22 protein-coding genes are annotated in these 23,029 nt (G+C 60.3%); 15 read left to right on the top strand and 7 right to left on the bottom strand.

The window, feature by feature from the left end; translation table 11 throughout:
- Positions 1-323: 323 nt before the first annotated feature.
- Positions 324-611 carry a hypothetical protein gene (locus tag J3R73_RS07960; RefSeq protein WP_307424738.1) on the top strand — a complete coding sequence of 96 codons (288 nt, stop codon included), beginning with the start codon at positions 324-326 and terminating at the stop codon, positions 609-611.
- A gap of 94 nt (positions 612-705) precedes the next feature.
- Here the strand turns inward: J3R73_RS07960 and J3R73_RS07955 are convergent, their stop codons facing one another.
- Positions 706-1,653, bottom strand: coding sequence for a LysR family transcriptional regulator (locus J3R73_RS07955; RefSeq protein WP_307424736.1), 948 nt, complete (start codon positions 1,651-1,653; stop codon positions 706-708).
- 20 nt (positions 1,654-1,673) lie between these two features.
- Between J3R73_RS07955 and J3R73_RS07950 the strand changes: the two genes are divergently transcribed.
- The 7 genes from J3R73_RS07950 (at position 1,674) to J3R73_RS07920 (ending at position 9,683) form a co-directional block, all read left to right on the top strand.
- A complete protein-coding gene (locus J3R73_RS07950; RefSeq protein ID WP_307424732.1) occupies positions 1,674-2,126 on the top strand; it encodes a lipocalin-like domain-containing protein in 453 nt (150 codons plus the stop codon).
- 21 nt (positions 2,127-2,147) lie between these two features.
- A complete protein-coding gene (locus tag J3R73_RS07945; protein ID WP_307424730.1) occupies positions 2,148-3,092 on the top strand; it encodes a 3-hydroxyacyl-CoA dehydrogenase NAD-binding domain-containing protein in 945 nt (314 codons plus the stop codon).
- A 30-nt stretch (positions 3,093-3,122) separates the two neighbouring features.
- The gene (locus J3R73_RS07940) at positions 3,123-4,616 is read left to right on the top strand and encodes a CoA transferase (protein ID WP_307424727.1); all 1,494 of its coding nucleotides are present in this window, start codon (positions 3,123-3,125) and stop codon (positions 4,614-4,616) included.
- Between the two features lie 253 nt (positions 4,617-4,869).
- A complete protein-coding gene (locus tag J3R73_RS07935) occupies positions 4,870-5,625 on the top strand; it encodes an SDR family NAD(P)-dependent oxidoreductase (protein ID WP_307424723.1) in 756 nt (251 codons plus the stop codon).
- A 237-nt stretch (positions 5,626-5,862) separates the two neighbouring features.
- A complete protein-coding gene (locus J3R73_RS07930; RefSeq protein ID WP_307424719.1) occupies positions 5,863-6,690 on the top strand; it encodes a class I SAM-dependent methyltransferase in 828 nt (275 codons plus the stop codon).
- 120 nt (positions 6,691-6,810) lie between these two features.
- The gene (locus J3R73_RS07925; RefSeq protein ID WP_307424716.1) at positions 6,811-8,424 is read left to right on the top strand and encodes a GMC family oxidoreductase; all 1,614 of its coding nucleotides are present in this window, start codon (positions 6,811-6,813) and stop codon (positions 8,422-8,424) included.
- Positions 8,425-8,852: 428 nt separating this feature from the next.
- The gene (locus tag J3R73_RS07920; protein WP_307424713.1) at positions 8,853-9,683 is read left to right on the top strand and encodes an SDR family NAD(P)-dependent oxidoreductase; all 831 of its coding nucleotides are present in this window, start codon (positions 8,853-8,855) and stop codon (positions 9,681-9,683) included.
- Between the two features lie 116 nt (positions 9,684-9,799).
- Here J3R73_RS07920 and ltrA (J3R73_RS07915) read toward each other — a convergent pair whose 3' ends face one another.
- Positions 9,800-11,167 carry a group II intron reverse transcriptase/maturase gene (ltrA, locus tag J3R73_RS07915; protein WP_307424710.1) on the bottom strand — a complete coding sequence of 456 codons (1,368 nt, stop codon included), beginning with the start codon at positions 11,165-11,167 and terminating at the stop codon, positions 9,800-9,802.
- Positions 11,168-11,944: 777 nt separating this feature from the next.
- On the opposite strand from ltrA (J3R73_RS07915), the gene J3R73_RS07910 reads away from it, so the two are divergent.
- From J3R73_RS07910 to J3R73_RS07900, 3 genes are all read left to right on the top strand, one after another.
- The gene (locus tag J3R73_RS07910) at positions 11,945-12,985 is read left to right on the top strand and encodes a RelA/SpoT domain-containing protein (protein ID WP_307424707.1); all 1,041 of its coding nucleotides are present in this window, start codon (positions 11,945-11,947) and stop codon (positions 12,983-12,985) included.
- 249 nt (positions 12,986-13,234) lie between these two features.
- On the top strand, positions 13,235-13,477 hold the full coding sequence (locus tag J3R73_RS07905; RefSeq protein WP_307424704.1) for a hypothetical protein: 243 nt from the start codon (positions 13,235-13,237) through the stop codon (positions 13,475-13,477).
- Complete coding sequence (locus J3R73_RS07900) at positions 13,477-13,740, top strand: hypothetical protein (RefSeq protein ID WP_307424702.1); 264 nt, start codon at positions 13,477-13,479, stop codon at positions 13,738-13,740. Before J3R73_RS07905 ends, J3R73_RS07900 begins: the two co-directional genes overlap by 1 nt.
- A 71-nt stretch (positions 13,741-13,811) precedes the next feature.
- Here J3R73_RS07900 and J3R73_RS07895 read toward each other — a convergent pair whose 3' ends face one another.
- From J3R73_RS07895 to J3R73_RS07880, 4 genes are all read right to left on the bottom strand, one after another.
- The gene (locus J3R73_RS07895; RefSeq protein WP_307424699.1) at positions 13,812-14,375 is read right to left on the bottom strand and encodes a hypothetical protein; all 564 of its coding nucleotides are present in this window, start codon (positions 14,373-14,375) and stop codon (positions 13,812-13,814) included.
- A 188-nt stretch (positions 14,376-14,563) separates the two neighbouring features.
- Positions 14,564-15,190 (bottom strand): zincin-like metallopeptidase domain-containing protein, encoded by a 627-nt coding sequence (locus J3R73_RS07890; protein WP_307424696.1) that lies wholly within the window; start codon positions 15,188-15,190, stop codon positions 14,564-14,566.
- Positions 15,191-15,368: 178 nt separating this feature from the next.
- Positions 15,369-16,688, bottom strand: a complete 1,320-nt coding sequence (gene ltrA, locus J3R73_RS07885) for a group II intron reverse transcriptase/maturase (protein WP_307437198.1) — start codon at positions 16,686-16,688, stop codon at positions 15,369-15,371.
- A 581-nt stretch (positions 16,689-17,269) separates the two neighbouring features.
- Positions 17,270-18,178 (bottom strand): LysR family transcriptional regulator, encoded by a 909-nt coding sequence (locus J3R73_RS07880; protein ID WP_307424693.1) that lies wholly within the window; start codon positions 18,176-18,178, stop codon positions 17,270-17,272.
- Between the two features lie 119 nt (positions 18,179-18,297).
- Between J3R73_RS07880 and J3R73_RS07875 the strand changes: the two genes are divergently transcribed.
- The gene (locus J3R73_RS07875) at positions 18,298-18,993 is read left to right on the top strand and encodes an NADPH-dependent F420 reductase (protein ID WP_307424690.1); all 696 of its coding nucleotides are present in this window, start codon (positions 18,298-18,300) and stop codon (positions 18,991-18,993) included.
- A 197-nt stretch (positions 18,994-19,190) separates the two neighbouring features.
- Here J3R73_RS07875 and J3R73_RS07870 read toward each other — a convergent pair whose 3' ends face one another.
- Positions 19,191-19,745, bottom strand: a complete 555-nt coding sequence (locus J3R73_RS07870; RefSeq protein WP_307424687.1) for a helix-turn-helix domain-containing protein — start codon at positions 19,743-19,745, stop codon at positions 19,191-19,193.
- Positions 19,746-19,895: 150 nt separating this feature from the next.
- Between J3R73_RS07870 and J3R73_RS07865 the strand changes: the two genes are divergently transcribed.
- Genes J3R73_RS07865 through J3R73_RS07855 form a run of 3 tightly spaced genes read left to right on the top strand, consistent with a single transcriptional unit; the run spans position 19,896 to position 22,932 of the window.
- A complete protein-coding gene (locus tag J3R73_RS07865; protein ID WP_307424684.1) occupies positions 19,896-21,317 on the top strand; it encodes an APC family permease in 1,422 nt (473 codons plus the stop codon).
- Positions 21,314-22,135, top strand: a complete 822-nt coding sequence (locus J3R73_RS07860) for an alpha/beta fold hydrolase (RefSeq protein ID WP_307424680.1) — start codon at positions 21,314-21,316, stop codon at positions 22,133-22,135. The genes J3R73_RS07865 and J3R73_RS07860 overlap by 4 nt, the downstream gene beginning before the upstream one ends.
- The gene (locus J3R73_RS07855; protein ID WP_307424676.1) at positions 22,132-22,932 is read left to right on the top strand and encodes an SDR family NAD(P)-dependent oxidoreductase; all 801 of its coding nucleotides are present in this window, start codon (positions 22,132-22,134) and stop codon (positions 22,930-22,932) included. Before J3R73_RS07860 ends, J3R73_RS07855 begins: the two co-directional genes overlap by 4 nt.
- Positions 22,933-23,029 lie beyond the last annotated feature (97 nt).

Here is a 23,029-nt window from a genome sequence, read left to right as displayed (position 1 = left end):
GCAGGCTCACGGCGGTTGCCTTCGGCGTCGTGGTGAGTTGCTTGACCCCGAGTGTCCCGAAGATTTCTCTCCAGGGGAAGGGCGCCATCTGGTCCTGATGCCTGATGCCCGCCCCCGTGCACCTGCGGCTGATGCCGCGGGACGAGGACGGCATGCGCCCCGCGCTCACCGCCCCCGTCGCCGCCATGCCGGCCGCGTTCATGCCCGGCTGAACCGCCCGGGGCATTTCCGGCAGGGGCGCTACGGTTCCGTCGCCCTCGACGAGCCGCACGGGCTCGCGGCCCTGCGCACGATCGCGCCCAAACCGGTGCGGGCCGGCCTTGGTGCCGGAGGCCGTTGGCTGGCGCTGGGCCAGCACGCGCGCGCTCATCGACGGCGCCGACGATGGGATCACCGACATCGCTTCGGTCGTGCAGCGCGTGCCGCGCTTCGCCGACCTCCTCGCTCTTGGTCCGCATGAGGACGGCTTCGCCCGCCTGCGCCGCGCCGAAACCGTGGGGCGCCCGCTCGGCGATCCCGGCTTCCTGGCGCAGATCGAAGCGGCGACGGGCCGCACGCTGGCGGCGGCAAAGCGTGGGCGAAAGCCGAAGGATGAGGCGCGCACGCCTTGAGAGGCGAGCGTCGAAAAGGATGCACTATAATTCCGTAATTCGATTGTGCGCTGAAACCGGCACGCCTGTTAGAAGGCCACCGGCTCTGATCGGGTCAGTCCGGGTTCCAATGTGCTGTTATGGCCTTGACGAGCAAGCGCGCCGGTGTCGCGCTCTTTGGACGCCATGCGATGACGAGCGGGAGCGGAGGCGGGCCGCCCACCAAGGGGCGAACGGCGATGGCGGGCGGGACGAGATGCCGGCCATAATCCGGCATAAGACCAAAGCCATGGGCCGTGAGAATGAGCGATAAGCTGGCGCCTAAATCGTTCACCGTGTGGCTCGGCGTTAGGGTCAATGATTGCTGCTGGCACCAGTTGTCAACCGCATCGCGCAGAGCGGGAGCGGATTGCTGACTGACCGCGATGTAAGGTTGGGTCTGCAGATCCCGGAAGGCGACGCTCTTTTGTTTCGCCAACCGGTGATCGGCGGGGAGCAAGACCACGAAGGGTTGCAGGGCCACCGTCTTAAAATCGAGGTCGACGGCGCCCTCTTCCTGCCGCATGAGCGCGAAGTTGAGTTCCCTGGCTCGCAGGAGCTCGACAAGACGGGGTGAAGGTGCACTGACTACCTGGACATCTACGTCCGATGCGTGCGGCTTCGCGAGCTGTATCACTCGTGGCAGGACGTCGGGCTCAAGGCCCGTGAGGCAGCCAAGTCGCAGGATCGTCCTCGTTCCGCGCGTGTCATTCACCGCTACGTCGAGACGAGACAGGATGTCGCGGCAGTGCTCAAGGAAACGCTGACCGGACGGCGTGAGGGTGATGCCTCGTGGGCGTCTCTCGAAGAGCTGGACACCGAGCTCATTCTCCAGTTCACGAAGTTGGCGGCTGAGCGAAGGCTGGGCCGTGTGCAGTCGTACCCGAGCCGCTTCGCTGAGACTCCCTTCCTCGGCGACGGCCACGAAATAGCGCAGATGCCGAAGCTCCAATTTCCCATACCTATCAGGCATAGCGCATAGAGCTACCATGTCTTTGTGAGAGTGCCAATCACGATCCATCATGAGCATTCAAGGAGTGCACGATGATCACACGGGAACAACTGATTGGCGCTTGGTTTCTGGAGAGCTACACGGAAACCGACGTTCAATCCGGCGAAGTCAGCTACCCGATGGGGACGAATCCCGCGGGACTGATTCTCTATACGTCCGACGGATATATGTCGGCTCAACTGAGTTCGGGCGGACGCGATCGCTTCAAGAGCGACGACCTCTACGGCGGATCGGGCGAGGAATATACGGCCGCCGGCCGCAGTTACATCGCCTACAGCGGCCCTTTCTACTTCGACGAAGGACGGGGCCGGCTAGAGCACGAAATGTTCGTGAGCTTTTTCCCGAACTGGCGGGGGCAACGGCAGGTGCGTGTCGTCGCGATTGACGGCGGCAGGCTTCATCTCGGCCCGGAGCACCCCATGCCGTTTAACGGCCGGCTCAAGACCGCGAGCCTGATCTGGAAACGCGCAGCCCCCAATCTCTGACCGAAAAGGCGAAGATCAGCCATGTCTCAGAATAAATTCTCCAAGATCGGTATCGTCGGCACCGGCGTTATCGGGGCGAGCTGGGCGGCCTACTACCTGTCCCGCGGTTTCGACGTTTCGGCGACCGACCCGGCGCCCGGCGCCGAGGAAAACCTCCGCAATCTGACCCGGAGCTTTTGGGAGCCGCTCGGCCGCTTCGGTCTTGCCAAGGGCGCCTCTCTCGACCGGCTGACCTTCGATGCCGACCTCGGCAAGGCGCTCGCAGGCGTGGAGTTCGTACAGGAGAACGGGCCCGAACGGCTCGACATCAAGCGCCAGCTCCTTGCCGACGTCTCGGCTGCCATTGGAGACGACGCGATTATCGCGACGTCCTCGTCCGGCATTCTCATTTCGGATATCCAGGACGCCGCCAAGAATCCCGGCCGCGTCGTCTTAGGCCATCCCTTCAACCCACCGCACCTCATTCCATTGGTCGAAGTGGTGGGCGGAAAACTGACCACGGCGGAGACAATCGAACAGACGCTCGCCTTCTACACCGCCATCGGTAAGAAGCCGATCCATATCAAGCGGGAGATCAAGGGCCATATCGCCAACCGCCTCCAGGCCGCTCTGTGGCGCGAAGCGTTCTACCTGGTCGACCAAGGGGTCGCAAGCGTGTCCGACATCGACACGGCCATCGCCCATGGGCCTGGCTTGCGCTGGGCGCTGCTGGGTCCGTTCATGAACCTGCACCTGTCGGGCGGCGCTGGTGGCATCGGCCATGTGATCGATCACTTGGGACCGCCGATCGAGAGCTGGTGGCGCGACCTGGGCGACCTGTCGTTCACCCCGGCCGTTCGTGCCGAAGCCGTCAGCGGCATCGAGGAAGAACTGAAGGCGCGGTCGCTGGATGCGATGACTCGGGCTCGGGACGACGTCCTCATTCAGCTCCTCTCCCTGAAATCTGCCACACCGACGCTCCCCTGAGCGCGCGGGTCCCAGCAACAAGGACGCACCATGCTCCCCATCCAAACCCGTATCACCAAGGCGATGGCCAATCCCATCGCCGATGACCGCACCATCGACCCGATGCGCGAACTGCGCGAGGTGCTCGCCGCGACCGGACATGCCCCCACCGATGCGGGCGGCTCGGTCCGCTTCGAAGGGCGCGACCCTATCATCTCCAGTCCATGGCCCCTGGCGACCATGGCGGGCGTGGCGCTGATGGCGAAGGCCGTTGCCATGGCGGACATTTGGCGGCTGCGCACCGGTGAGGCGCAGGACCTTTCGGTCGACTTGCGGCAGGTATTGCACAGGCTCTGCCCGTTCTACGATCGAAAGTGGGAATTGCTGAACGGCTATGCGCCGGGCGCGCCGTCTGATCCCACGAACCCGTTCATGCCGAGCCATATGTATCAGGCGCGCGACGGGCGTTGGGTTCAGCTGCTCAACATCTACCCGCGCGCCAAGACGGCGGCACTGGCGTTCTTGAAGACCAACGATGATCATGACGCCATCGCCAAGGTGGTGTCCCGCTGGAACGGCCTGGATCTGGAAGAGGCCGCCAACGCCGCCGGCCTCCAGGCGACGATGGTGCGCACGGTCGAGGAATTCATGGCCGAGGAGCAGTTCCGCCACCTCGCGGATCTGGACCTGGTTCAGATCGAGAGGATCGGCGAGAGTGACCCGGTGCCCTTCACGCCGAACCCGAAGGCGCCCTTAGATGGGATTCGCGCGCTCGGCCTCGGGCACGTGATTGCAGGTTCCGGTCTTGGCCGGGCGCTCGCTTATCACGGTGCCGACGTGCTCAACATCTGGCGGCCGACCGACTTCGAGATCGATCTGGTCTATTACACGGCCAATGTCGGCATGCGCTCATCGATCCTCGATATCGCCGAGCCCGACGCCATGGCCCGTTTCAAGGCGCTCGTCTCCGGTGCCGACGTGTTCTTTTCCAACCGGCGGGCCGGCTACCTGGAAAGGTACGAACTGACCGCGGAGGCGCTCGCCGAGATTCGGCCGGGGCTGATCCATGTGGACATGTCGCTCTATGGCTGGTCCGGGCCGTGGGCCAAACGGTTCGGTTTCGACCAGAATGCCGGGGGCGTGTCCGGTGTGTTCGCCCGGGAGGGGACGCCGCAGCAGCCGAAGTTGACGGAGATTTTCGTCGTCAATGACTACGTCATGTCCTGGATCTCCAACGTCGCGGTTGCCGCGGCGTTGAAGCGGCGCGCCGTCGAGGGCGGCAGCTATCGCGTCCGCATCAGTCTCGCCCGGCTGTCGATGTGGCTCTTGCATATGGGCGTCTTCGACAAGGCTTACGCCGCGTCGATCGCCGGCAGACAGGGCGAGCATGAATATCGCGCGCCGGAGCTTTTCCGCGCCGAAACCGCCTGCGGCGACTACCAGGGGGTCACCGACCAGGTGCGCATGTCGCGTACCCCAGGCTTCTACCGCGTCCCGCTCGTTCCGCGAGGTGCGAGCCGGCCGGAATGGGCCCTTGCGGACTGACGGCATCATCCCCGGCTGACGCTCAACCGCTACTGCTGGACAGCGTCTGAGATCCGGAACCCGGCAAAGCTGTCAGCCAGGGGAAGATCCTTTCAACATACTCGTCGATTGGTTACGGCCGTAACCAATCAAATGCTGCATGCAATTCAATTGCAATGGTCATCCTGCAGCTTCCATCCACGATCAGGCATTGCTTCTTAAACATGCCTGCGGCCGTGCGTTTGAGTTTCATCCAAAAAGAAGGAGGTCACATATGACCAAAATCGCCCTTGTCACTGGCGGAAGCCGCGGACTTGGCCGCAACACGGCCCTCAACATTGCCCGCAAGGGAAGCGACGTCATCATCACGTATCAGAGCCATGCGGAGGATGCGCAGGCCGTGGTCGCCGAAATCAAAGCGCTGGGCCGCGCGGCGGCTGCCTTTCAGCTTGATGTCAGCGACGTGTCCACCTTCGCTCCGTTTGCGCAGCATTTGAAAGTGGCGCTGCGCGATCGTTGGCAGCGCGACGCCTTCGACTATCTAGTCAACAATGCCGGTCATGGAGATATGGCCTCGTTTTCGGAGACGACCGAGGAGCAGTTCGACAAACTGATCAACGTCCATTTCAAAGGCGTCTTCTTCCTCACCCAGAAACTGCTACCGCTGATCGCAGATGGTGGCCGCATCGTGAACTTGTCTTCAGGTATGACTCGGATAGTCTATCCCGGCTTCGCTGCCTATTCGGCGGCGAAAGGCGCGGTCGAGGTGCTCAGCGTCTACATGGCCAAGGAACTTGGTAGCCGTGGTATCGCCGTCAACACTGTCGCACCGGGTGCCATCGAGACCGATTTTCTTGGCGGTGCCGTCCGTGACTCGCGAGACTTCAACAAATCGCTTGCCGACGCGACGGTGCTCGGCCGGGTCGGTCTACCCGATGACATCGGGCCGATGATCGCCAGCTTGCTCGCCGAAGAAAACCGCTGGATCAACGCTCAGCGCATCGAAGTCTCCGGCGGCCAAGGTATCTGAACCGGGGGGGGCGGCCCGACTCGGGTCGCCCGCAGGTACCATCGGTGGATCCTTGGTGCGGGTCGGCTAAGCGAGCGCGCGGCGCAGTGATAGGTGCTGACAACCGTCATTTACAATGAAGACGAGACCAACGGCACAATAACGTCCCGAGTAACGTCTGTTACCAATGACGTATAGGCGCAATCGCATCGTAGCGAGATGAGGGCTTTATGAAACCTCGCCGTGATCGGAGGACTTATGACACACATTGAATCTGCCCAAACGCCTGATTACCTCATGGGGCATTCCGGCTGGGAAATAGCCCGACTGCAACTCCAAGCCACGATGTTGGCACCCATCACGCGCCGTCTCTTGCACGAAGCGGGATTGCAGCGTGGTATGCGTGTGCTGGATATCGGCTGTGGAACAGGTGACGTGAGCGTCATGATTGCCGACATCGTTGGCAAGCAAGGCAAAGTTGTAGGGATTGACCGCAGCGACATCGCGATCAAAACCGCACGGCAGCGGTTCGGCTCCTATCCAAACATTCAATTCGCGGTAGGCACGCTAGACGATCTGCTCGACAACGAGCGGTTCGATCTGGCTTTCGGCCGCTATGTGTTAATCCACCAGCCGGAACCATCAGAGATGCTACGCCAGGCCGCAGCCCTTGTGCATCCTGGGGGCGCTCTCGCGTTCCACGAAATCGTCCTTTCCGATGGCTTCCCGACTTCGCCGAGTTCCCCGTTGTGGGACCGACTCAACCGCTATTACGTCCAAGCGTTCGAGAAACGACTACGTCATTGCGATATAGCAAAGCGCTTTGTGGCGTGCTTTGCAGCAGTTGGGCTTGGAACGCCAAAGATTATTTCTGAGAGTATCGTGGGAGACGGCGCAGCGTCCACCCTCACTCCCTGGTTCGTGGAGACGATCAGGACCCTCATCCCGGAACTCGTGGCATCGTTCGGAGTCAACGAGGAGGAACTTGCCATTGACACGCTCCTGGACCGGCTGCGGGAAGAGTCAAGAACTTGTTGTGCCCAGGTGTCCTCTTCTCGTCAGATAGGAGCGTGGGTCACCGTCTGATTAGAATCACCACGCCATTCGGCCTGAGCCAAGCCATCGGCGGCAAAAATGGACTCATCGGAGGCCATGAAGCGTTACGGATACGCTGCGTGGAGCAGCAACCCGAACCACGGATACTATATGACCTTCTCAACGCAAAATTCCGAAACATCCGAATTTATTCGGCGGGTACGTATCAATCAGCAGAACCTCACCGACAACCTGAAAAACCGATACGATTTCATCGTTTGCGGATCTGGTTCTTCGGGGTCGGTCGTGGCGCGACGGCTGGCCGAGAATCCGAAGGTCAGCGTTTTGTTGATCGAGGCTGGAGGTTCCGACGACGTGCCTGGCGTCATGGAAGCGGGCCAATGGGCGTCGAATCTTGGGAGCGAACGCGATTGGGGTTTTCGAGCGCGGCCCAATCCCCACTTGAACAATCGCAGTCTTCCAATGGCAATGGGTAAGGTACTGGGCGGCGGATCTAGCATCAATGTAATGTACTGGGTGCGCGGACATAAAAATGATTGGGATTTTTTTGCAGCCGAGGCCGGCGACGAAGCATGGAACTACAAATCGGTCCTGGAAATCTATCGCCGCATAGAAGACTGGCAGGGCACGCCGGATCCGAAATATCGAGGAACCGGAGGACCTGTATATGTCGAGCCCACCCGCTCAACCCCGCTTTCTCTTGCGGTGTCCGAGGCTGCGCGCTCGGTCGGTATTCCGGCATTCGAAAACCTCAACGGCCGAATGATGGAGGACGATGGCGGATGGTCGCAAGTTGAGTTGCGGCAGCGCGATGGACGCAGGCTTTCCATATTCCGGTCGTACACGTTCCCTCACATGGACCGGACCAATCTGACAGTCCTCACACAGGCCATGGTTACGCGTTTGGTGTTTGCGGGAAAACGGGTGACCGGTGTCGATGTCGCTCACGATGGTAAAGTCCATCGTATATTTGCCGGGCTTGAGGTTGTCCTGTCGTTGGGCGCAATCAACACGCCGAAGGTTTTGATGCAGTCCGGCATCGGACACGAGGATGAATTGCGGCGCCTTGGAATTCCTGTAGTGCAGCACCTTCCCGGAGTCGGGAAGAATTTTCAGGATCATGTTCTGCTCTTCGGCTGTGTGTGGGAGCATGAACCTGGCGAGGCCCCTCCGGGGGGAAATTCATGTCTTTTATGGAAGAGCGACCCCACCCTCGACACCCCGGACATGCAATGTGTTCACCTTGAAGGTGCCTATACCAGCCCTGAAACAGCAAAGTTCAATCCTCCAAAGAACGCTTGGACGTTCGTTCCGGGTGTCATACGGCCCAAGAGCCGAGGGCAGCTCCATCTCACAGGACCAAATCCGCTCGACACGATGGAGATTGACGCCAACTTCCTTGGAGATCCCGACGATCTGAAGGCCTTCCTGAAGAGCATCGAGCTTTGTCGTGAAATAGCCCATTCCTCTGCACTGCACTCTTTCGTGAAGCGTGAAGTGATTCCCGGTAACTTAAAGGGCCCCGATCTCGAAAATCTAGTTCGGAATTCTATACTAACTTACTGGCACCAGAGCTGTACCGCCAAGATGGGCCGGGATTCCATGTCTGTGGTAGACAACCAGCTCAGGGTTTACGGGATAGAAAATCTTCGCATTGCCGACGGATCCATCATGCCGCGCGTAACCACGGGCAATACCATGGCGCCCTGTGTCGTGATCGGCGAGCGTGGAGCAGAGATGCTAAAGACCCGACATCAAATGTAACTTGAAACGGTCGCGCGTCAGACCGGTCGGCCTGCCGTATCATGTCGATTGGCGCGCCTCGGAAGTCGCCAGCCTCAAGGTACCAACATCGACAGCGGACGCTTCGCCGTCTCCCACGATGCTCTCAGATTTACTGTGGGCGGATCTGGTTCTTCTGGGGTGGCCGTGCCGCGACGGCCAGCCAAGAATCCGAAGGCGAGCGTTTTGTTGATCGAAGCTGAGGTCCCGAGCAGCGGATCCGGAATCAACGTGATGTGTTGGCGCTTGGACCCACAACGAGTGGGGCTTTTGGGCGCCGATGTCTGTGACGAGACGAACGCTGCCAGTCTTCGATGCACTTTGTGTTCGGGAGAAATGGATGCGGTTCGAAAACCAGTTAATGCCGGCCGCGTAACAGGAGAGATTAGGTGTCCTCACCAGAGTTTCCTATGGCTATGAAGCAGTCGCAGGGCACCGGAAGGCCGGTCGCCCTGATTACAGGAGCATCAAGCGGGATAGGTCTGGAATTTGCCCGGCAGTTAGCGTCGGAGCACGATCTGATCCTTGTGGCCCGGCGTAAAGACTTGCTTGAGGCTGCGGCCTCCGAACTCGAAAAAAGGTTCGGTACCCAGGTGCAGATATTGCCGGCGGACCTGACCAGCGAGGCGGAACTGTCCATGGTCGCTGAGCGGATCGCCAACGAGAAAAACCTCGCTCTTCTCGTAAATTGCGCCGGGTTTGGGCTGGAAGGATATTTTTGGAAGGCCGGGCTCGCTGAGCAAGAGAGAATGCACCTCCTGCACGTAATGGCAACGGTCAAGTTGAGCCACGCGGCATTGAAAAACCTCGTTGCGAAGAATTCTGGTGGTGTGATCAATGTGAGTTCTGTCGCTGGATTTGTTTGGTTTGGAAACGTCAGCTATGGGGCCACGAAGGCATGGATGAAGGCGTTTGGCGACGGGGTGTGTATCGACTTACACGCCGCTGGCTCGAAGGTGACGATGCAGACCCTCTCTCCGGGCTACACGCATACGGAGTTCCAGCAGGCGATGGGCTTAGACCCCACGAAGGTGGCTCCGCCCAAATCGTGGTCGACAGCCAGCGACGTGGTCAGCGCTTCACTTGCGGGATTGAAAAGGGGAAAGCATCTTGTAGTACCAGGATGGCGTAATAGGGCCCTTATAGGATTGTTTGCTTTACTGCCTTGGCGGTTGCGACGGAGCTTGTTGGCTGGCAAGGCGAGAGAGGGTCGCGGCGGTGCTGCGTTTCCGGGGCCGTAATGCAAGTACTTCGCCGATCGGCGTCGAATTTTGGCCCTGCCTCACTCTCGGTAGAGTCGAGGAAGGGCGCGGTAGCTTGAGCCATTCGGCAACGCCCCGTTTCCCTTCCCCGCTCATCAAACCGGACGTGCGGATTTCCCGCATCCGGCTTTCCGGGTGGCTTCATTGTAAGGCCCACGACGGGACACAGGATGCACGCGTCTGAGCTGGCGCACACCGAGTTCGGCGAAGATGGTGCTTCGCGAGAACGCTGATGTGCCGCTGTTTTGCTCCTTGTGTCGTTTGGCGAGGAAGTGCCTCACGCGGTCAACGACATGATGATCGGCCGCCTGATACGTCAGCGACAGCGAGCCATAGCCGAAGTAGGCCGACCAGCCAGCCAGAAGGCTGTTCAGTCGATCCCGCACGTCGGGCCATGATCCCTTGTTGCCGGGCACCAGCAGATCGCTCACCTTGCCTTTCAACCGTTGCAGGCTCCTGGCGGACGGACTGGCGCCGAGATAAAGGCGGCCATCCTTGCTATGACGATGCGGACCGAACGTGTAGCCGAGGAAGTCGAAGCGCTCGGTTCGAGCTTCCTTCACCGAGGTTTTCGCCTCGTTGATCGTCAGCCCGAGCCTTGTCATCACCGCCTTCGTCCACGCCAGCGCCTCTGCCGCGTGGCCGCGGCTGAGGATGACGAAGTCGTCGGCGTAGTTGACGACATGCGCCCTGAACGCCTCGCCGCAAGCAGCAAGACGCCAGTGCTTCAGGAACCGGTTCATGTAGAGGTTGGCCAGCAACGGGCTGACGACACCACCCTGCGGCGTGCCGAGCCGGTTGCGCTTGCCACCCATCCTGCGCCGGGTTCCATCCTCGCCTTGTTCCTCGACCGGCACTTTGAGCCACATCCGGATCAGATGCAGCACATGCCGGTCACAGGTACGACGAGATACCGACTTCATCAGTTCAGGGTGCGGGATCGTATCGAAGTACTTCGACAAATCCGCATCCACCACATCCGTATACCCTCCAAGCAAGTGCTGGTGCACCTGCCGGATCGCCTCGGCGGCGCCCTGCTGGGGACGATAGCCGTAAGCAGTCCTTTCCAGGTCCGCTTCGAAGATCGGCTCGAGCACAAGCTTGGCGGCGGTCTGAACAACCCGGTCCCGTATCGTCGGGATGCCGAGCGGGCGTTCACCGCCTCCCGGCTTGGGGATGATCACCCGCCGTACAGCCTGCGGCCGATACGTCTTCGAAGCGAGGTCCTTACCCAATGCCGCCAGCCAGTTCTCGACACCGCCCGCCTCGATCTGCGCAAAGCTCATCCCGTCAACACCCGATGCACCCCCATTCTCACGGGCACGCAACCAGGCATGGTGCAGGATGTCTTCACGGTAGATCTTGTCGTACAGTGCATAGAAGCGGAAGGCAGGCTCCGCCTTCGCCTTGCAATACAGCTTTCTTTGAAGAATCCGGATCCGTTCGGGCGTTGCTAGACGCATCGTCAATCGCCTCCACCTCATCTTTGCCGAAAGCACACCACAAGTCAGGGGCCTTCCCTCCACCGGCATTACCCGGTCTCGACAGTACTACGCCCCTGTCCGACTCCCGCCCGATGCCGCTGTCCTGAATGACAGCGTTGAGGACGCGACCCCCGCACCAAACGGGTCTCCCCCGATTACGCCCACCACCTTGCCGGCGTGCCGTGCCCACTACCCCGGTGAACCGGACGGGTGCAGATGTCGATTGCTTCCCCCTCCGCGCGGCCTTCCCCGGTAATCCGGCGGGTCGGCGCTCACATCTCGACTTTCGAGGCCTGCTCAGGCTTTACTCACATTACGGCCCACCGGCTCGCTCAACCGCCCAGGGCGGCCTTTGTCACGAGGCTCCGGCCCGCCCAATTACCCGGACAAGCCGCTCGTCTGCTACCGGATCAATCGACAACTGTCCGGGTGGAATCTTCCTCCACTGGTGATGTACACCGTCGGGGCGCACGAATTACAGTGACTGTCACCGATATTTTCCGTCTTCCAGTTCGACCCATAGGCAATCGTCGTCGAAGCGCAGGGCCCTAGGCGAAATACTCATTCCACGCCCTTTCCAATTGAACGCGATGGTCTTCAACCATGCGCTGGACCCGATTCGGCGGCCTCGCGTCAAGGCCGTCATTGTACGACAAGGACACGGCCGGCATGCCTGGATTGACATCCTCAGCGTAAAAATATCTAGAGTTCGTATGTGTAGATGATTCGAACTTGCGAGATTCCGAGGATATTTCTATGGCGTTTGTCGAACCAGGGCTATACTCTCGGGGGGAGCTAGACCGAGTTGGTAATAGGATACGCCACGGTATAATAAACGATCAAGATCTTGCCGTTTTAGATAATTGGCGAGCGTCCCATCTCTACGTTTTAAATACATTTCAAGCCTCGCTTCGCAACCGGCGATCTCGCTCTAATGTTGGCGAGCAGATTACAATCGCGCAGCGTCTAAAGCGACGTCCCACAATTATTGATAAACTAAGTCGAGAAGAGGGGATGTCACTATCCCGCATGCATGATATCGCCGGTTGTAGAATAATATTTCCAACCCTTGGATCTCTGGAAATTTTTCGAGGTGGCGTGCTATCTTCTCGGGCTTCTCATGAATTATTAGGTGGAGGAAACCGGTATAATTACATAGAGACTCCCAAGCCATCAGGCTATAGGGGAATTCATGATGTTTACAAATATAATGTCGGATCTGCGGGTGGAATTAAATGGAATGGACTTCGCGTTGAAATACAATATAGAACTTATATTCAACATGCCTGGGCGACTGCTGTTGAGATAAGCGATATTGTCAACGCGACTCGACTGAAATTTAGCCAAGCGAATCGAGATATAAGTCGTTTGTTTCTTTTGTGTAGTGAAATTCTCTCCAGATATCACGAGGATCGAACCGGATTTTGTACCGAGGTGGATAGTGGAGATTTACTAGAGGAGTTCAGGGATTTAGAATCAAAAATTCATGCAATATCTCGGTTAAGGAGCTTGACATCTTCAGCATTTCAAAAATTTGCTCGTACGTCGAAATTATTCATTTTGGTAAATTATACTGTTTCAGACAAAGAAGGGCATTTTGAAGCAGAGGGATTTACTGATAATGCATCCGCTGTTGTTCGATATTCTGAGCTTGAAAAACAGTTAGAGGGAAAGGCCGATGTTGTCTTAGTCGGGGCGAGTCAGCAAGACGCAGTTAAACTGGCGTATACAAACTATTTTTCTGACGCATCAGAATTTATCGCTGCGCTTGATACTGCCGTCGAGGACCTTGCGTAAGGTAAAGATTGATAGAAATTCTTTCATCAGCTGAACCGCGGTCGCTGCCCACCATCCTGCCGATGTCATCCGGGACTTCTGCGTTCTCCGCATGCGCACGATGGGAAATATGGAGGCTTGGGATGCGGCGGGTAAAGGCTGGGCGGTGCGCATGATTGAGGTTTTAAGCTTCGCCCGGGACATGCTTTAAGAAAACCCTTGCGGGTTTAAGCGGGTGTGCCAACATTACCGGACAAGAAAGAAACCTAAATGCAAGACATTTTTGTCAACCTGATCGGTAAAGTCGCCCACAATACCGTGGCGCTTCTCATTACCCTCTTCGTCCTCGCCGGGCTGAGCGCCGTTTCCAAGTATGAGAACTGGACGGTGCTGCAAACCCCGCTCGATTACCTGAACGGCGTCATCGTCAGCCAGGCCAACACCGTGGTTGTGAGCAACCCTAGCTCTACCGTCGTGGTGAGCGGCACCGTGGTCAGCCCCACCGCGCAGTAGTGTCCAGCCTTGCCGACATCCTCACCGCGTTCTTTTCCTGGCTCGCTGGAGCGGTGCAGGGTGCGATGGCCGTCATGCTTAAGGATGAAGACGCGGAATCCCAGCAAAATGCAGCTGCCCTCGAACGTGAGCGGCAGCTGCATGCTCTTCCTGATGCTGATCTGCTTGACCGGATGCATGACACCAACGCCCAACTGCGGGCAATTCGCTCCCGTGATTCTGACTGCCCCCGAGATTATGTGCCTATCCCGGCCGAACCGTGAGCAGGTGGAATCGAATAACGAAGCGTGGCTGGAGCTGCGCTAAGAAAGCCAGTGCTCTTAGGGTACCGGACCTAGCCAAACCAAATGCGCGTTATCATGTTCGCATCATCGTGCTCTATGTTCACTCGCGATGGAATAAAATCCATTGTTAGGCTGTCCCCCTGTTTATAGTAGCGGCATCTGCGGCCTTGAAGGTCGAGTATCTGCGTGGGCTGCGAGCCTACCTGGGTCAAGCTCGATATGAAGTTGGCAAAATTCGCTCTGAGTCCTTCCACGTCGATGTCTGACGAGGAATGCGACCACGGAAATGGCCAAGGCACAGGACGATCCTCCACGAGGGACTTTCTTCCATCCGAAGGAGCAGGCCAGACCCAAAGCTTGAAACCCCGAGGACCGACAAATCCCTTGAAAAGAATATAGGCTCCGTCTTCGGTCAGTTCATATGCATTCACCGCCCCAGTAGGAGTGCCGCACAACGCTGGTCTTAGAAGAGGAAGCATGCGCTTCTCTTCAGATATAATGGATGATGACCCCACTATTTCTGTTAGGGAACCCCTCATTTCCTCAAGGGAGATTTCATTGCCCATTCCGCATTGCATGGTTCCATCTTCTTTGTAAACCCATACGTTTGCCATTGCAGTTTCCTCTAGGCGGGAAAGTCCGCAAATATTTAACTTCCACATTTTAGAGTAAGTAACAACTTTACAATTTATGCGTGCAACGCACAAAAAACAATAATCACGAAAAGATCACGCTTGGGCTTTGTAAAGCCGGTTGATAGCAAATAAAAAAATGCCCTACCTCCACCAGGTAGGGCAATTCGCTATACAACCTCAACTAGGTCGTCTTCGCGTTCGGGTTCCGGCGTATCGTCATGAACCGCGTGGTAAGCCTGCTCCTCCAGCCACCGCGCCCCGTGGGAAGCGTAGCTCGCGGCGCTGACGACGGCCTTGTGGTCGTTTTCCAAAACCTTCAGCCAGTGAGCAATGTAGCTCGCCGCCGTCCGGGTCGTAGGCAGGTAGCCTAACTGTGCGCAAAGGAACGCGCTTCCCAGCTCCGCCACCAATTCCTCGAAAGCGTAGGCGCTATCTCCGAACCGGGAGCCGTACTGGCGTGCCAGCCGCTCCTTGTGGCCGGTGGCATGGATCAGCTCATGGCACCAGGTACCGAAGAACGTGTCGTCACTCTCGAAGCTGCCGTAGGTCGGCATGTCGATGTAGTCGCGGTTGACGTGGTAGCAGGCCTTGTTCCCACCAAAGTGGGTGTTGATCCGCGTGTCTTTGCAGAACGCCACACCGGCATCGAACTTCTCATCCTCTGGCTTCGGCTCCGCCTGCTCGTAAAACTTCTCGGGAAGTTTCTCGAATTGGTCGACGTTGAAGACGGAAAAGGTGCGCAGCACCGGCACGTAGAGTCGAGGAAGGGCGCGGTAGCTTGTGCCGTTCGGCAACGCCCCGTTTCCCTTCCCCGCTCATCAAACCGGACGTGCGGATTTCCCGCATCCGGCTTTCCAATTGTAGAGTCGAGGAAGGGCGCGGTAGCTTGTGCCGTTCGGCAACGCCCCGTTTCCCTTCCCCGCTCATCAAACCGGACGTGCGGATTTCCCGCATCCGGCTTTCCGACAGACTTCATTGCAGGCTCACGGCGGTTGCCTTCGGCGTCGTGGTGAGTTGCTTGACCCCGAGTGTCCCGAAGATTTCTCTCCAGGGGAAGGGCCGCGTTCCTCGTCCACCTTCCTTGTGCCGCTTGGCGAGGAAGCGTCTGACGCGATCACAGATGTGCCGATCGATGGCCCGATAGGCCGCAGCCCGGGTGCCATAGCCAAAATACGCCGACCAGCCAGTCAGAAGACCGTTCAGCCTGTCGCGCACGTCTGGCCATGCTCCCTTGTTGCCTGGCACCAGAAGGTCACCGATCTTGGTCTTGATCCGTTTCACGCTCTTTCTGGAGGGACTTGCGCCCGAATACCTCTGGCCATCCCGTTTCCGGAACTTCGGACCAAACGTGTAGCCGAGGAAGTCGAAGCTGTCCGCGCCGGCATCCTTCACCGAGGTTTTCGCCTCGTTGATGCTCAGCCCAAGCCTGATCATCACTGCCCTCGTCCACGCGAGAGCCTCAGGCGCATGCCCGCGGCTGAGGATGACGAAGTCATCGGCATAGTTGACCAGATGCGCACGGAACGCCCGACTGCATCCTTGCCTCCGCCAATACTTCAGGAACCGGTTCATATAGAGGTTGGCAAGCAACGGGCTGACAACGCCGCCTTGCGGCGTGCCTCGCTTGTTGCTCTTGCCGCCACTCATGCGCCGGATACCACCACCATCCCGCTCCTCGACCGGAGCACGAAGCCACATCTTGATCAGATGCAGAACATGCCGGTCAACGATACGGCGAGCCACCGATTTGAGGAGCTCCGCATGCGGGATCGTGTCGAAGTATTTCGACAGATCGGCGTCGACGACATCCGTATACCCCTGTCGGATCAGCCGATGGGTCTGCGTGATGGCATCGAGCGCGCTTCGTTTGGGCCTATAGCCATAGGCATTGTCTTCCAGATCTGCCTCAAAGATCGGTTCCAGCACCAGCTTGGCAGCAGTCTGGGCCACCCGGTCCCGGATCGTGGGAATACCCAAGGGCCTCTCCCCGCCACCGGGCTTGGGGATCATCACCCGCCGCACCGGCTCGGGCCGATACCTCTTCGAGGCAAGGTCCTCCCGCAAGGCTGCCAGCCATTTCTCCACCCCCGACCGCTCAATGTCCTCGAAGTGCACTCCATCCACGCCCGGAGCCCCGCCATTGTGACGGGCACACGCCCACGCATGAGCCAGAATGTCCGCGCGACAAATCTTGTCGTGGAGCAGATAGAAGCGGAAGGCAGGCTCCGCCTTCGCCTTGCAATACAGCTTCCTCTGAAGGTTCCTGATCTTATCCGGTGTTGCCAGGCTCATCGCCAATCACCCTATCCTCACCTTCTTCACAAGCGCATCTGAAGCAAGGGGCCTTCCCTCCACCGCAATTACCCGGTTTCGACAGTACTACGCCCCTCTCCGACTCCCGCTCGGTCCACCGCCCTGCGACGGCGCGAGGTATCATCCTCGACCAGCGGGTCTCCCCTGATGACCCGTCTCTCTCTTCCGGCGTGCCGTGCCCAATACCCCGGCGGATCAAACAGGTGCACGTGTCGATGGCTTCCCTGTCCGTACTGCCTTCCCCATCACCGTGGCGGGTCGGCATCCGCATCGCACCTTTCGAGGCCTGCTCAGGCTTCACTCACATTACGGCCCGTCGGATCGCTCAGCCACCCAAGGCGGCCTTTGTCACGAGGCTCCGACCCAGCAGATTACCCTGCCAAGCCGCTCGTCAGCTACCGAACCTATCGACTATTATCCGGGTGGAACCTACCTCCACTAGAGAAACACGCCTACAGGGCGCACACGGTGACAGTGCATTCTATTGTCCCCCCTCCCCCACGCTTGACATCCTTTTCCCGTGGGCCCTCTCGCGCGTCGTCGTTCCGGGTGTGCCCTGCTCAAGCCGTTCGGATTGCTGCCCGTCCCAGCTGTTCCACCACCATCTCGATGAAGCTCTTCAGCTTCGGCGTTTGCCGCCGATCGGGGTGGAAGAGCAGGTGGATGGGACGCGGCGGCGTTTCGTAGTCCGGCAGGACCCGGATGAGCCGCCCGGTCGCGAGGTGGGGACGCACCAGCTCTTCCGCGAGGAGCGCCAGGCCGAAACCGGCGAGCGTCGCCTGCAGCAGCGAAGCGGCGCTGTTGACCTTGAGACGGCCGTGGATCAGGGCCTTCGAGGTGAGGCCGTCCCGTACGAAGACCCAGTCGCTGACCGTCGCTTCGGGCCAATTGCCGAAGATCAGGCATTGATGGTCGGCCAGATCCGGCAATGTCGATGGCATCCCTCGCTCCTTCAGGTAAGCGGGCGACCCGCAGACGATCGTCTGAAAGGGGGCGAGCTCGATCGCTCCAAGGTTCAGTTTTCTCAGTGGACCGATCCGGAACACCGCCTCGAACCCTTCGTCGATCAGGTCGACGAAGCGGTCGTTGAGAACCAGGTCGACATCGACGCTGGGATGGTCGCTCAGATAGCGAGCGATCACCGGCGTCAGGCTGTGGGTTCCGAACGAAACCGGCGCGTTGACGCGCAGGAGCCCTCGCGGTTTGCCCCTGGCCTCATCGGCAATCGCATCCGCCCAGTCGACCTCGGCCAGCGCCACCTTGCACCGATCGTAATAGGACTTGCCGATCACCGTCAGGCTTTGCTTTCGGGTCGTGCGGTTGAGCAGGCGTGTGCCCATGCGCGCCTCCAGATAGGCGACGTGCTTGGCCACCATCTGCGAGGAGATGCCGAGCGCCGACGCCGTCGCGGCAAAGGAGCCGGTTTCCGCCGCCTTTACGAAGGCGGCCATGCTGGCGAGACGGTCCATTCCACACTCCTGGTTGGGAGAGCCGGTTTCATGATGCCATTTATCGACGGAACGCAAGGGTCCATTGCTGTCGTCATCATCCGCTTCCCCACCCGGGGACATCTTCGAAAGGCATACACATGAAGATCGGCATTGTCGGCGCCGGCCATATCGGCGGCGCGCTCACCCGTCTGTTCCGGGCCGCAGGGCACGAGGTCACGGTCGCCAATTCGCGCGGACCGGCGTCCCTGGCGGACCTGTCGGCGGAAACCGGCGCGCGGGCCGCGGTGATCGAAGACGCCGTCCGCGGCCAGGAGGTCGTGGTCGTCGCCGTTCCCATGGACAGGATCCCGAGCCTGCCCCGCGACCTGTTCGCGGCCACGCCCGCCGACGTCGTGGTGATCGACACGTCCAACTACTACCCGCAGCAGCGCGACGGCCGTCTGGACGGCATCGAGGACGGGAGCACCGAAAGCGCATGGGTCGAGCAGCATCTCGGGCGTGCGGTGATCAAGGCGTTCAACACGATACTGGCGACCCATCTTCAATCGGGCCCCAGGCCCGCGGGCGCCGCGGACCGGATCGCCCTGGCGGTGGCGGGCGACGATGCCCGGACCAAGTCCAAGGCGATGGCGCTGCTCGACGGGATCGGCTTCGACGCCGTGGACGCCGGCACGATCGCCGAGTCCTGGCGCCAGCAGCCGGGCTCGCCGGGCTATCTCAAGGACTATGACGTCAAGGGCGTGCGGCGCGCGCTCGCCGAGGCGAGCCCCGAACGCCGGCCCGAGTGGCGCGCGACGCCGAACAGCCCCGGCACCTACGACTCTCCGGCCTGAGCGCTCCTTGTCCGCCACGCCCCCTCACGCCCGGACGATCGAGGACTGAACGGCCGACCGTCTCATGGAGCGCGGCATAGGCCGTCAGCGCGCGGTTTCATCGAGGACGACGATCAATTCCATCGCGTTGACGGCCCGGCTCCCGGCATGAGGTCTCCGTCCTTTCTCGACGTCACAGAAAGGCGATCTTGCCACCACTACCATGCCGGAGGCGTGTTCACGTGCAGGGTAACGGCATCGCAGTCGGGGCACTCCCATCGGTGGGGGATGTCGCTGGTGTGCCACAAGGAGTCCCCGGCCCTCAATTCATATGCGTCGCTCCCCACATAGTAGGTCACCTGCCCTTTGACGACATAGACCATTTCCTCGCCGGGATGGCTGAACGCCTTGAACCGGCCGCCGCCACGGGGCGTCCGATAAAGGGTCGCCTGCAATGCGCTGTTCATGCGCGGGATAAGGGTCTCGCTGGTCGCATTGAGTGCCCCGTTTCCCTCCAGCTGGAGGGAGGGGCCCCGTCCGGCCCGTGTCAACAGGGGCTTGGGACCGGAACTCCTCTGAAGGAACTCGATCAGCTCCGCATCCCAGAACGCGGCAATGCGGCGCAAGGTGTCGACGGTAACGCCTGTCTTGCCGCGTTCCAGACGGCTCAGGAATGACTCGGTAAGTCCGGTGCCGCGTGCGACGTCTGCCAGGGATTGGCCGCTCGACGTACGCCGCTCGCGTATCCGCCGCCCGAGTTCGACATCTTCCACGCTCGTTTCGTTCTCTTCGTTTGTCATGGCGCCACTATGGCGAAATATTGCGCCACGCTCAAGGAAATTGTCGCTAGCGCAATTTTGTTGACTGGGGGTTCATTCTCTTGCATGGTCTGCAAATCCGGCAACGAGGGTGGGAGCCCCGACATGACGCAGAAGTCAGACCATTCACTCTCGCGCGGGGCCCTCGGGACCGTTGGAATTATCGTCATGTCCACTGTCCTCATGGGACCGGCGATTTCCCTCTTCTTCAACACGCCCGTCATGGCGGCCAGCGCCGGCGCCGCGGTGCCCTTGGCCTATCTCGCCTCGATGGTCGCCGTGCTCTTCACCGCCTATACCGTCGCTCAGTTCTCCAGGAAGATCGCCTCGGCCGGCTCGTTTTATGGCTTCGTCACGGAAGCCGTCGGTCCGAAATCCGGCTTTCTCGTCGGCTGGTGCACGTTCGGCGCGTATGGCGGCATTGCCATGGCGGGCGGCCTGATCAGCGGTGCTTTTCTATCGTCGGTCATCGAGACCCACACCGGGGTCCATCTGAGCTTTCTTGCCTGCGCCGTTGCGATTTTCGTGGTTTCCGGTGCGCTCGCGTTTCGAGGGGTGAAGCTGTCGGAGCGCTTTGCCATCGTCATGCTCGGGATCGAACTCGCGACGATCGTGATCATCGTTGCAGCCATCCTGTTGCAGGGTGGGGCCCACGGCCTCAGCGCCGCGCCTTTCGACCTTGGCGGAGCCAGCCTCTCGGGCATCCGCTCGGCCATGGTGTTCGGCATCTTCGCCTTCATCGGATTTGAGATTTCGGCAAGCCTGGCCGAAGAGACCCCCGATCCACGGCGCAGCGTCCCGATCGCCGTCATCGGCTGCACCCTTGTCGTCGGCGCGATTTTCGTGATCGGCAGCTATGCCATGGTGATGGGCTATGGCATCGACCAGATCGACAAGCTCTCCTCCGACGCCTCGGCCTATGACACGCTCACCGGGAAATATGCTCCGGCCATCCAGTCGATCGGAGACATCATCCTTGTTCAGGCGCAGATCGGCGCGATGATCGCGATCGTCACGAGCTTCGCGCGCATCGCCTTCTCCCTCGGACGCAGCGGGCTTCTGCCGGCACCGTTCGGCAAGACCCATCGGACTTACCGCACGCCCTATGCGGGCATTGGCGGCATCGTCGCTGCGGGCGTTGCCGCCGCGCTCCTCAGCGACGTCAACGGGGTCGACGGCGTGACGGCCTATAACTACGTTGGGACGCCGGCGATCATCCTGATCCTGCTGGTCTTCATCGCCTCGAACATCAGCGTCGGGCGCTTCTACAAGGCGCGCTACCCGAACGAGTACAATGTGGTCCGGCACATCATAGTGCCGTGGGTCGGTATCCTTGTTCTCATGATCCCGCTCGTTGCGCAGTTCTACCCGCAGCCGCCCGCGCCGCTCAACTGGTTGCCGGCTTACTCGGCATTGTGGATCATCCTCGGCCTCGGCGTGCTTGCCTTCAATCGCGACCGCGTCGCTTCCCTGGGGCCGTCGATTCTGGCCGACAGCGCGTCTCAGGGCGCGGAGGCCGGCAAATGACTTCCTTCCATCGCCTGCCCGACGGCACCCGTCTTGCCTACACGGAGGCCGGTGTCGGGCAACCCGTTGTTTTCCTCCACGGCGTGCTCGCCTCGAAGCGCTTCTTCGAACGCAACCTCGCCACGCTGGCGCAGACATTCAGGGTCATCGCGATTGATTTTCGCGGTCACGGCGACTCCGACGACAGCCAAGGCGGCAACACGGTCGCGCAGTTCGCGCGCGACCTCGACCACTTCCTTGCCACCAAGGAATTGGCCGACGTGATCGCGGTCGGCTGGTCGATGGGCAATTTCGTGATCTGGGACTATCTTGAGGAGTTCGGCGCCAACTCGCGGATTTCAGCACAAATCTGTATTTCGCAGGGGCCGACCGACCTGATCAGCGCCGATTGGCCCCATGGCTTCACCGACCACGTCGGATTGCGTGACATGGTGCGCACGGCTCAGGAGGACTACGCCGTCCTCTGCGCACATGTCGTCACCCTGCTGACGCATGAGCTGCCCGGGCCGGAGGATTGTGTCTGGATGGTCGAGGAACAGCTGAAACTCCTGCCCAACAGCGCAGCCTGCATTCTCACCGACCAGACCCAACGCGACTACCGCGCGTTTCTGCCGTCGTTGGCCATTCCGGTTCTGGGGATTTGGGGGGCGGACGAGAAAGCCGTCTCGCTCAAGACAGCCGACTGGATGCGCGCGAATGTCCCGGACTTCACCCTCGAGATCTTCGGGCACAGCGGGCACATGCCCATGTGGGAGGAGGCCGGCCGGTTCAACAACCTCGTCACATCCTGGATTCGAGACGGCAGGAGCATTCGATGAGCAGTGCCCGCAAGCCTGGCACGGTTCTGATCACCGGCGGAACCGGCGGCATCGGCAGCGCGCTTGTCGAGACGTTCCGTGGTTTCGGCGACGAGGTCTGGTTCACCGACCCCGGCACGCCGCCGGCGACGACCGGGACGGGTCCCGGACTTCGCGCCTTCCAGCTCGACCTGACGTCTTACGCAAGTGTCCAGCAATTCGTCGCGGATCTTCCGGGTACCCCTGACATCTTGATCCACAACGCTGCGCTTGGTTCGGCGACCGTCAAACGCTTGACCGAGGCCGCCCACGAGCAGGACCGGCTGATGTTCCAGGTCAATGCCGTCGGCATCCTGTGGCTCAACAGGCTCCTCGTACCCCGGATGGTTGCCCGGAACTCCGGCAAGATCGTGCTCTTCAGCTCTGTCGGTGGCGGGATCACGATCTTTCCGGGTTTTTCCTACGCGGACGCGATGAGCAAAGCCGCCGTGGCAACGCTCGGGCGCGCGCTGGCGGCCGATCTTGCACCGACCGGAGTGGACGTCTTCACCGTTTGCCCCGGCGCGACGAGGACCCCCATGTTCGAGGCCAGCACCCTCGCCGCGCTCAGTCCGCAGCAGCGGCGTGATCTCATCGGGTCGCTGCCGGGTGGACGCCTGGTCGAACCTGCCGAGATCGCCGATCTGGTCGCCTATATGTGCACCGACGCCGGGAAGATCCTGCGTGGCGCCGTGATCGACGCGTCTTTGGGGCTGGGCGTCAATCCGGGAATGCTCGCCGAGGGCAGCCGCGCGGGAGCGGCCGGCATGGCTAGATGAACCTGGCTCTGCCTCCGCCAGCCACCCCACGGCCATTCCCGCCTCTCGGGTCCTCCGCCGAATAGAGACGGGTTCGCGGCACGGGCCCGACAATGTC

It is taken from the genome of Labrys monachus (assembly GCF_030814655.1).
GTDB lineage: Bacteria > Pseudomonadota > Alphaproteobacteria > Rhizobiales > Labraceae > Labrys > Labrys monacha.
This window is presented reverse-complemented; position numbering and strand designations above follow the sequence as displayed.

Coding starts and splice junctions, on each gene's coding strand:
- J3R73_RS07895 (WP_307424699.1), bottom strand. CDS start 14,375: ATGGCAAACGTATGGGTTTACAAAGAAGATGGAACCATGCAATGCGGA.
- J3R73_RS07855 (WP_307424676.1), top strand. CDS start 22,132: ATGAGCAGTGCCCGCAAGCCTGGCACGGTTCTGATCACCGGCGGAACC.
- J3R73_RS07880 (WP_307424693.1), bottom strand. CDS start 18,178: ATGGACCGTCTCGCCAGCATGGCCGCCTTCGTAAAGGCGGCGGAAACC.
- J3R73_RS07920 (WP_307424713.1), top strand. CDS start 8,853: ATGGCTATGAAGCAGTCGCAGGGCACCGGAAGGCCGGTCGCCCTGATT.
- J3R73_RS07945 (WP_307424730.1), top strand. CDS start 2,148: ATGTCTCAGAATAAATTCTCCAAGATCGGTATCGTCGGCACCGGCGTT.
- J3R73_RS07875 (WP_307424690.1), top strand. CDS start 18,298: ATGAAGATCGGCATTGTCGGCGCCGGCCATATCGGCGGCGCGCTCACC.
- ltrA (WP_307424710.1), bottom strand. CDS start 11,167: ATGCGTCTAGCAACGCCCGAACGGATCCGGATTCTTCAAAGAAAGCTG.
- J3R73_RS07940 (WP_307424727.1), top strand. CDS start 3,123: ATGCTCCCCATCCAAACCCGTATCACCAAGGCGATGGCCAATCCCATC.
- J3R73_RS07865 (WP_307424684.1), top strand. CDS start 19,896: ATGACGCAGAAGTCAGACCATTCACTCTCGCGCGGGGCCCTCGGGACC.
- J3R73_RS07955 (WP_307424736.1), bottom strand. CDS start 1,653: ATGATGGATCGTGATTGGCACTCTCACAAAGACATGGTAGCTCTATGC.
- J3R73_RS07935 (WP_307424723.1), top strand. CDS start 4,870: ATGACCAAAATCGCCCTTGTCACTGGCGGAAGCCGCGGACTTGGCCGC.
- J3R73_RS07860 (WP_307424680.1), top strand. CDS start 21,314: ATGACTTCCTTCCATCGCCTGCCCGACGGCACCCGTCTTGCCTACACG.
- J3R73_RS07925 (WP_307424716.1), top strand. CDS start 6,811: ATGACCTTCTCAACGCAAAATTCCGAAACATCCGAATTTATTCGGCGG.
- J3R73_RS07910 (WP_307424707.1), top strand. CDS start 11,945: ATGGCGTTTGTCGAACCAGGGCTATACTCTCGGGGGGAGCTAGACCGA.
- ltrA (WP_307437198.1), bottom strand. CDS start 16,688: ATGAGCCTGGCAACACCGGATAAGATCAGGAACCTTCAGAGGAAGCTG.
- J3R73_RS07905 (WP_307424704.1), top strand. CDS start 13,235: ATGCAAGACATTTTTGTCAACCTGATCGGTAAAGTCGCCCACAATACC.
- J3R73_RS07930 (WP_307424719.1), top strand. CDS start 5,863: ATGACACACATTGAATCTGCCCAAACGCCTGATTACCTCATGGGGCAT.
- J3R73_RS07950 (WP_307424732.1), top strand. CDS start 1,674: ATGATCACACGGGAACAACTGATTGGCGCTTGGTTTCTGGAGAGCTAC.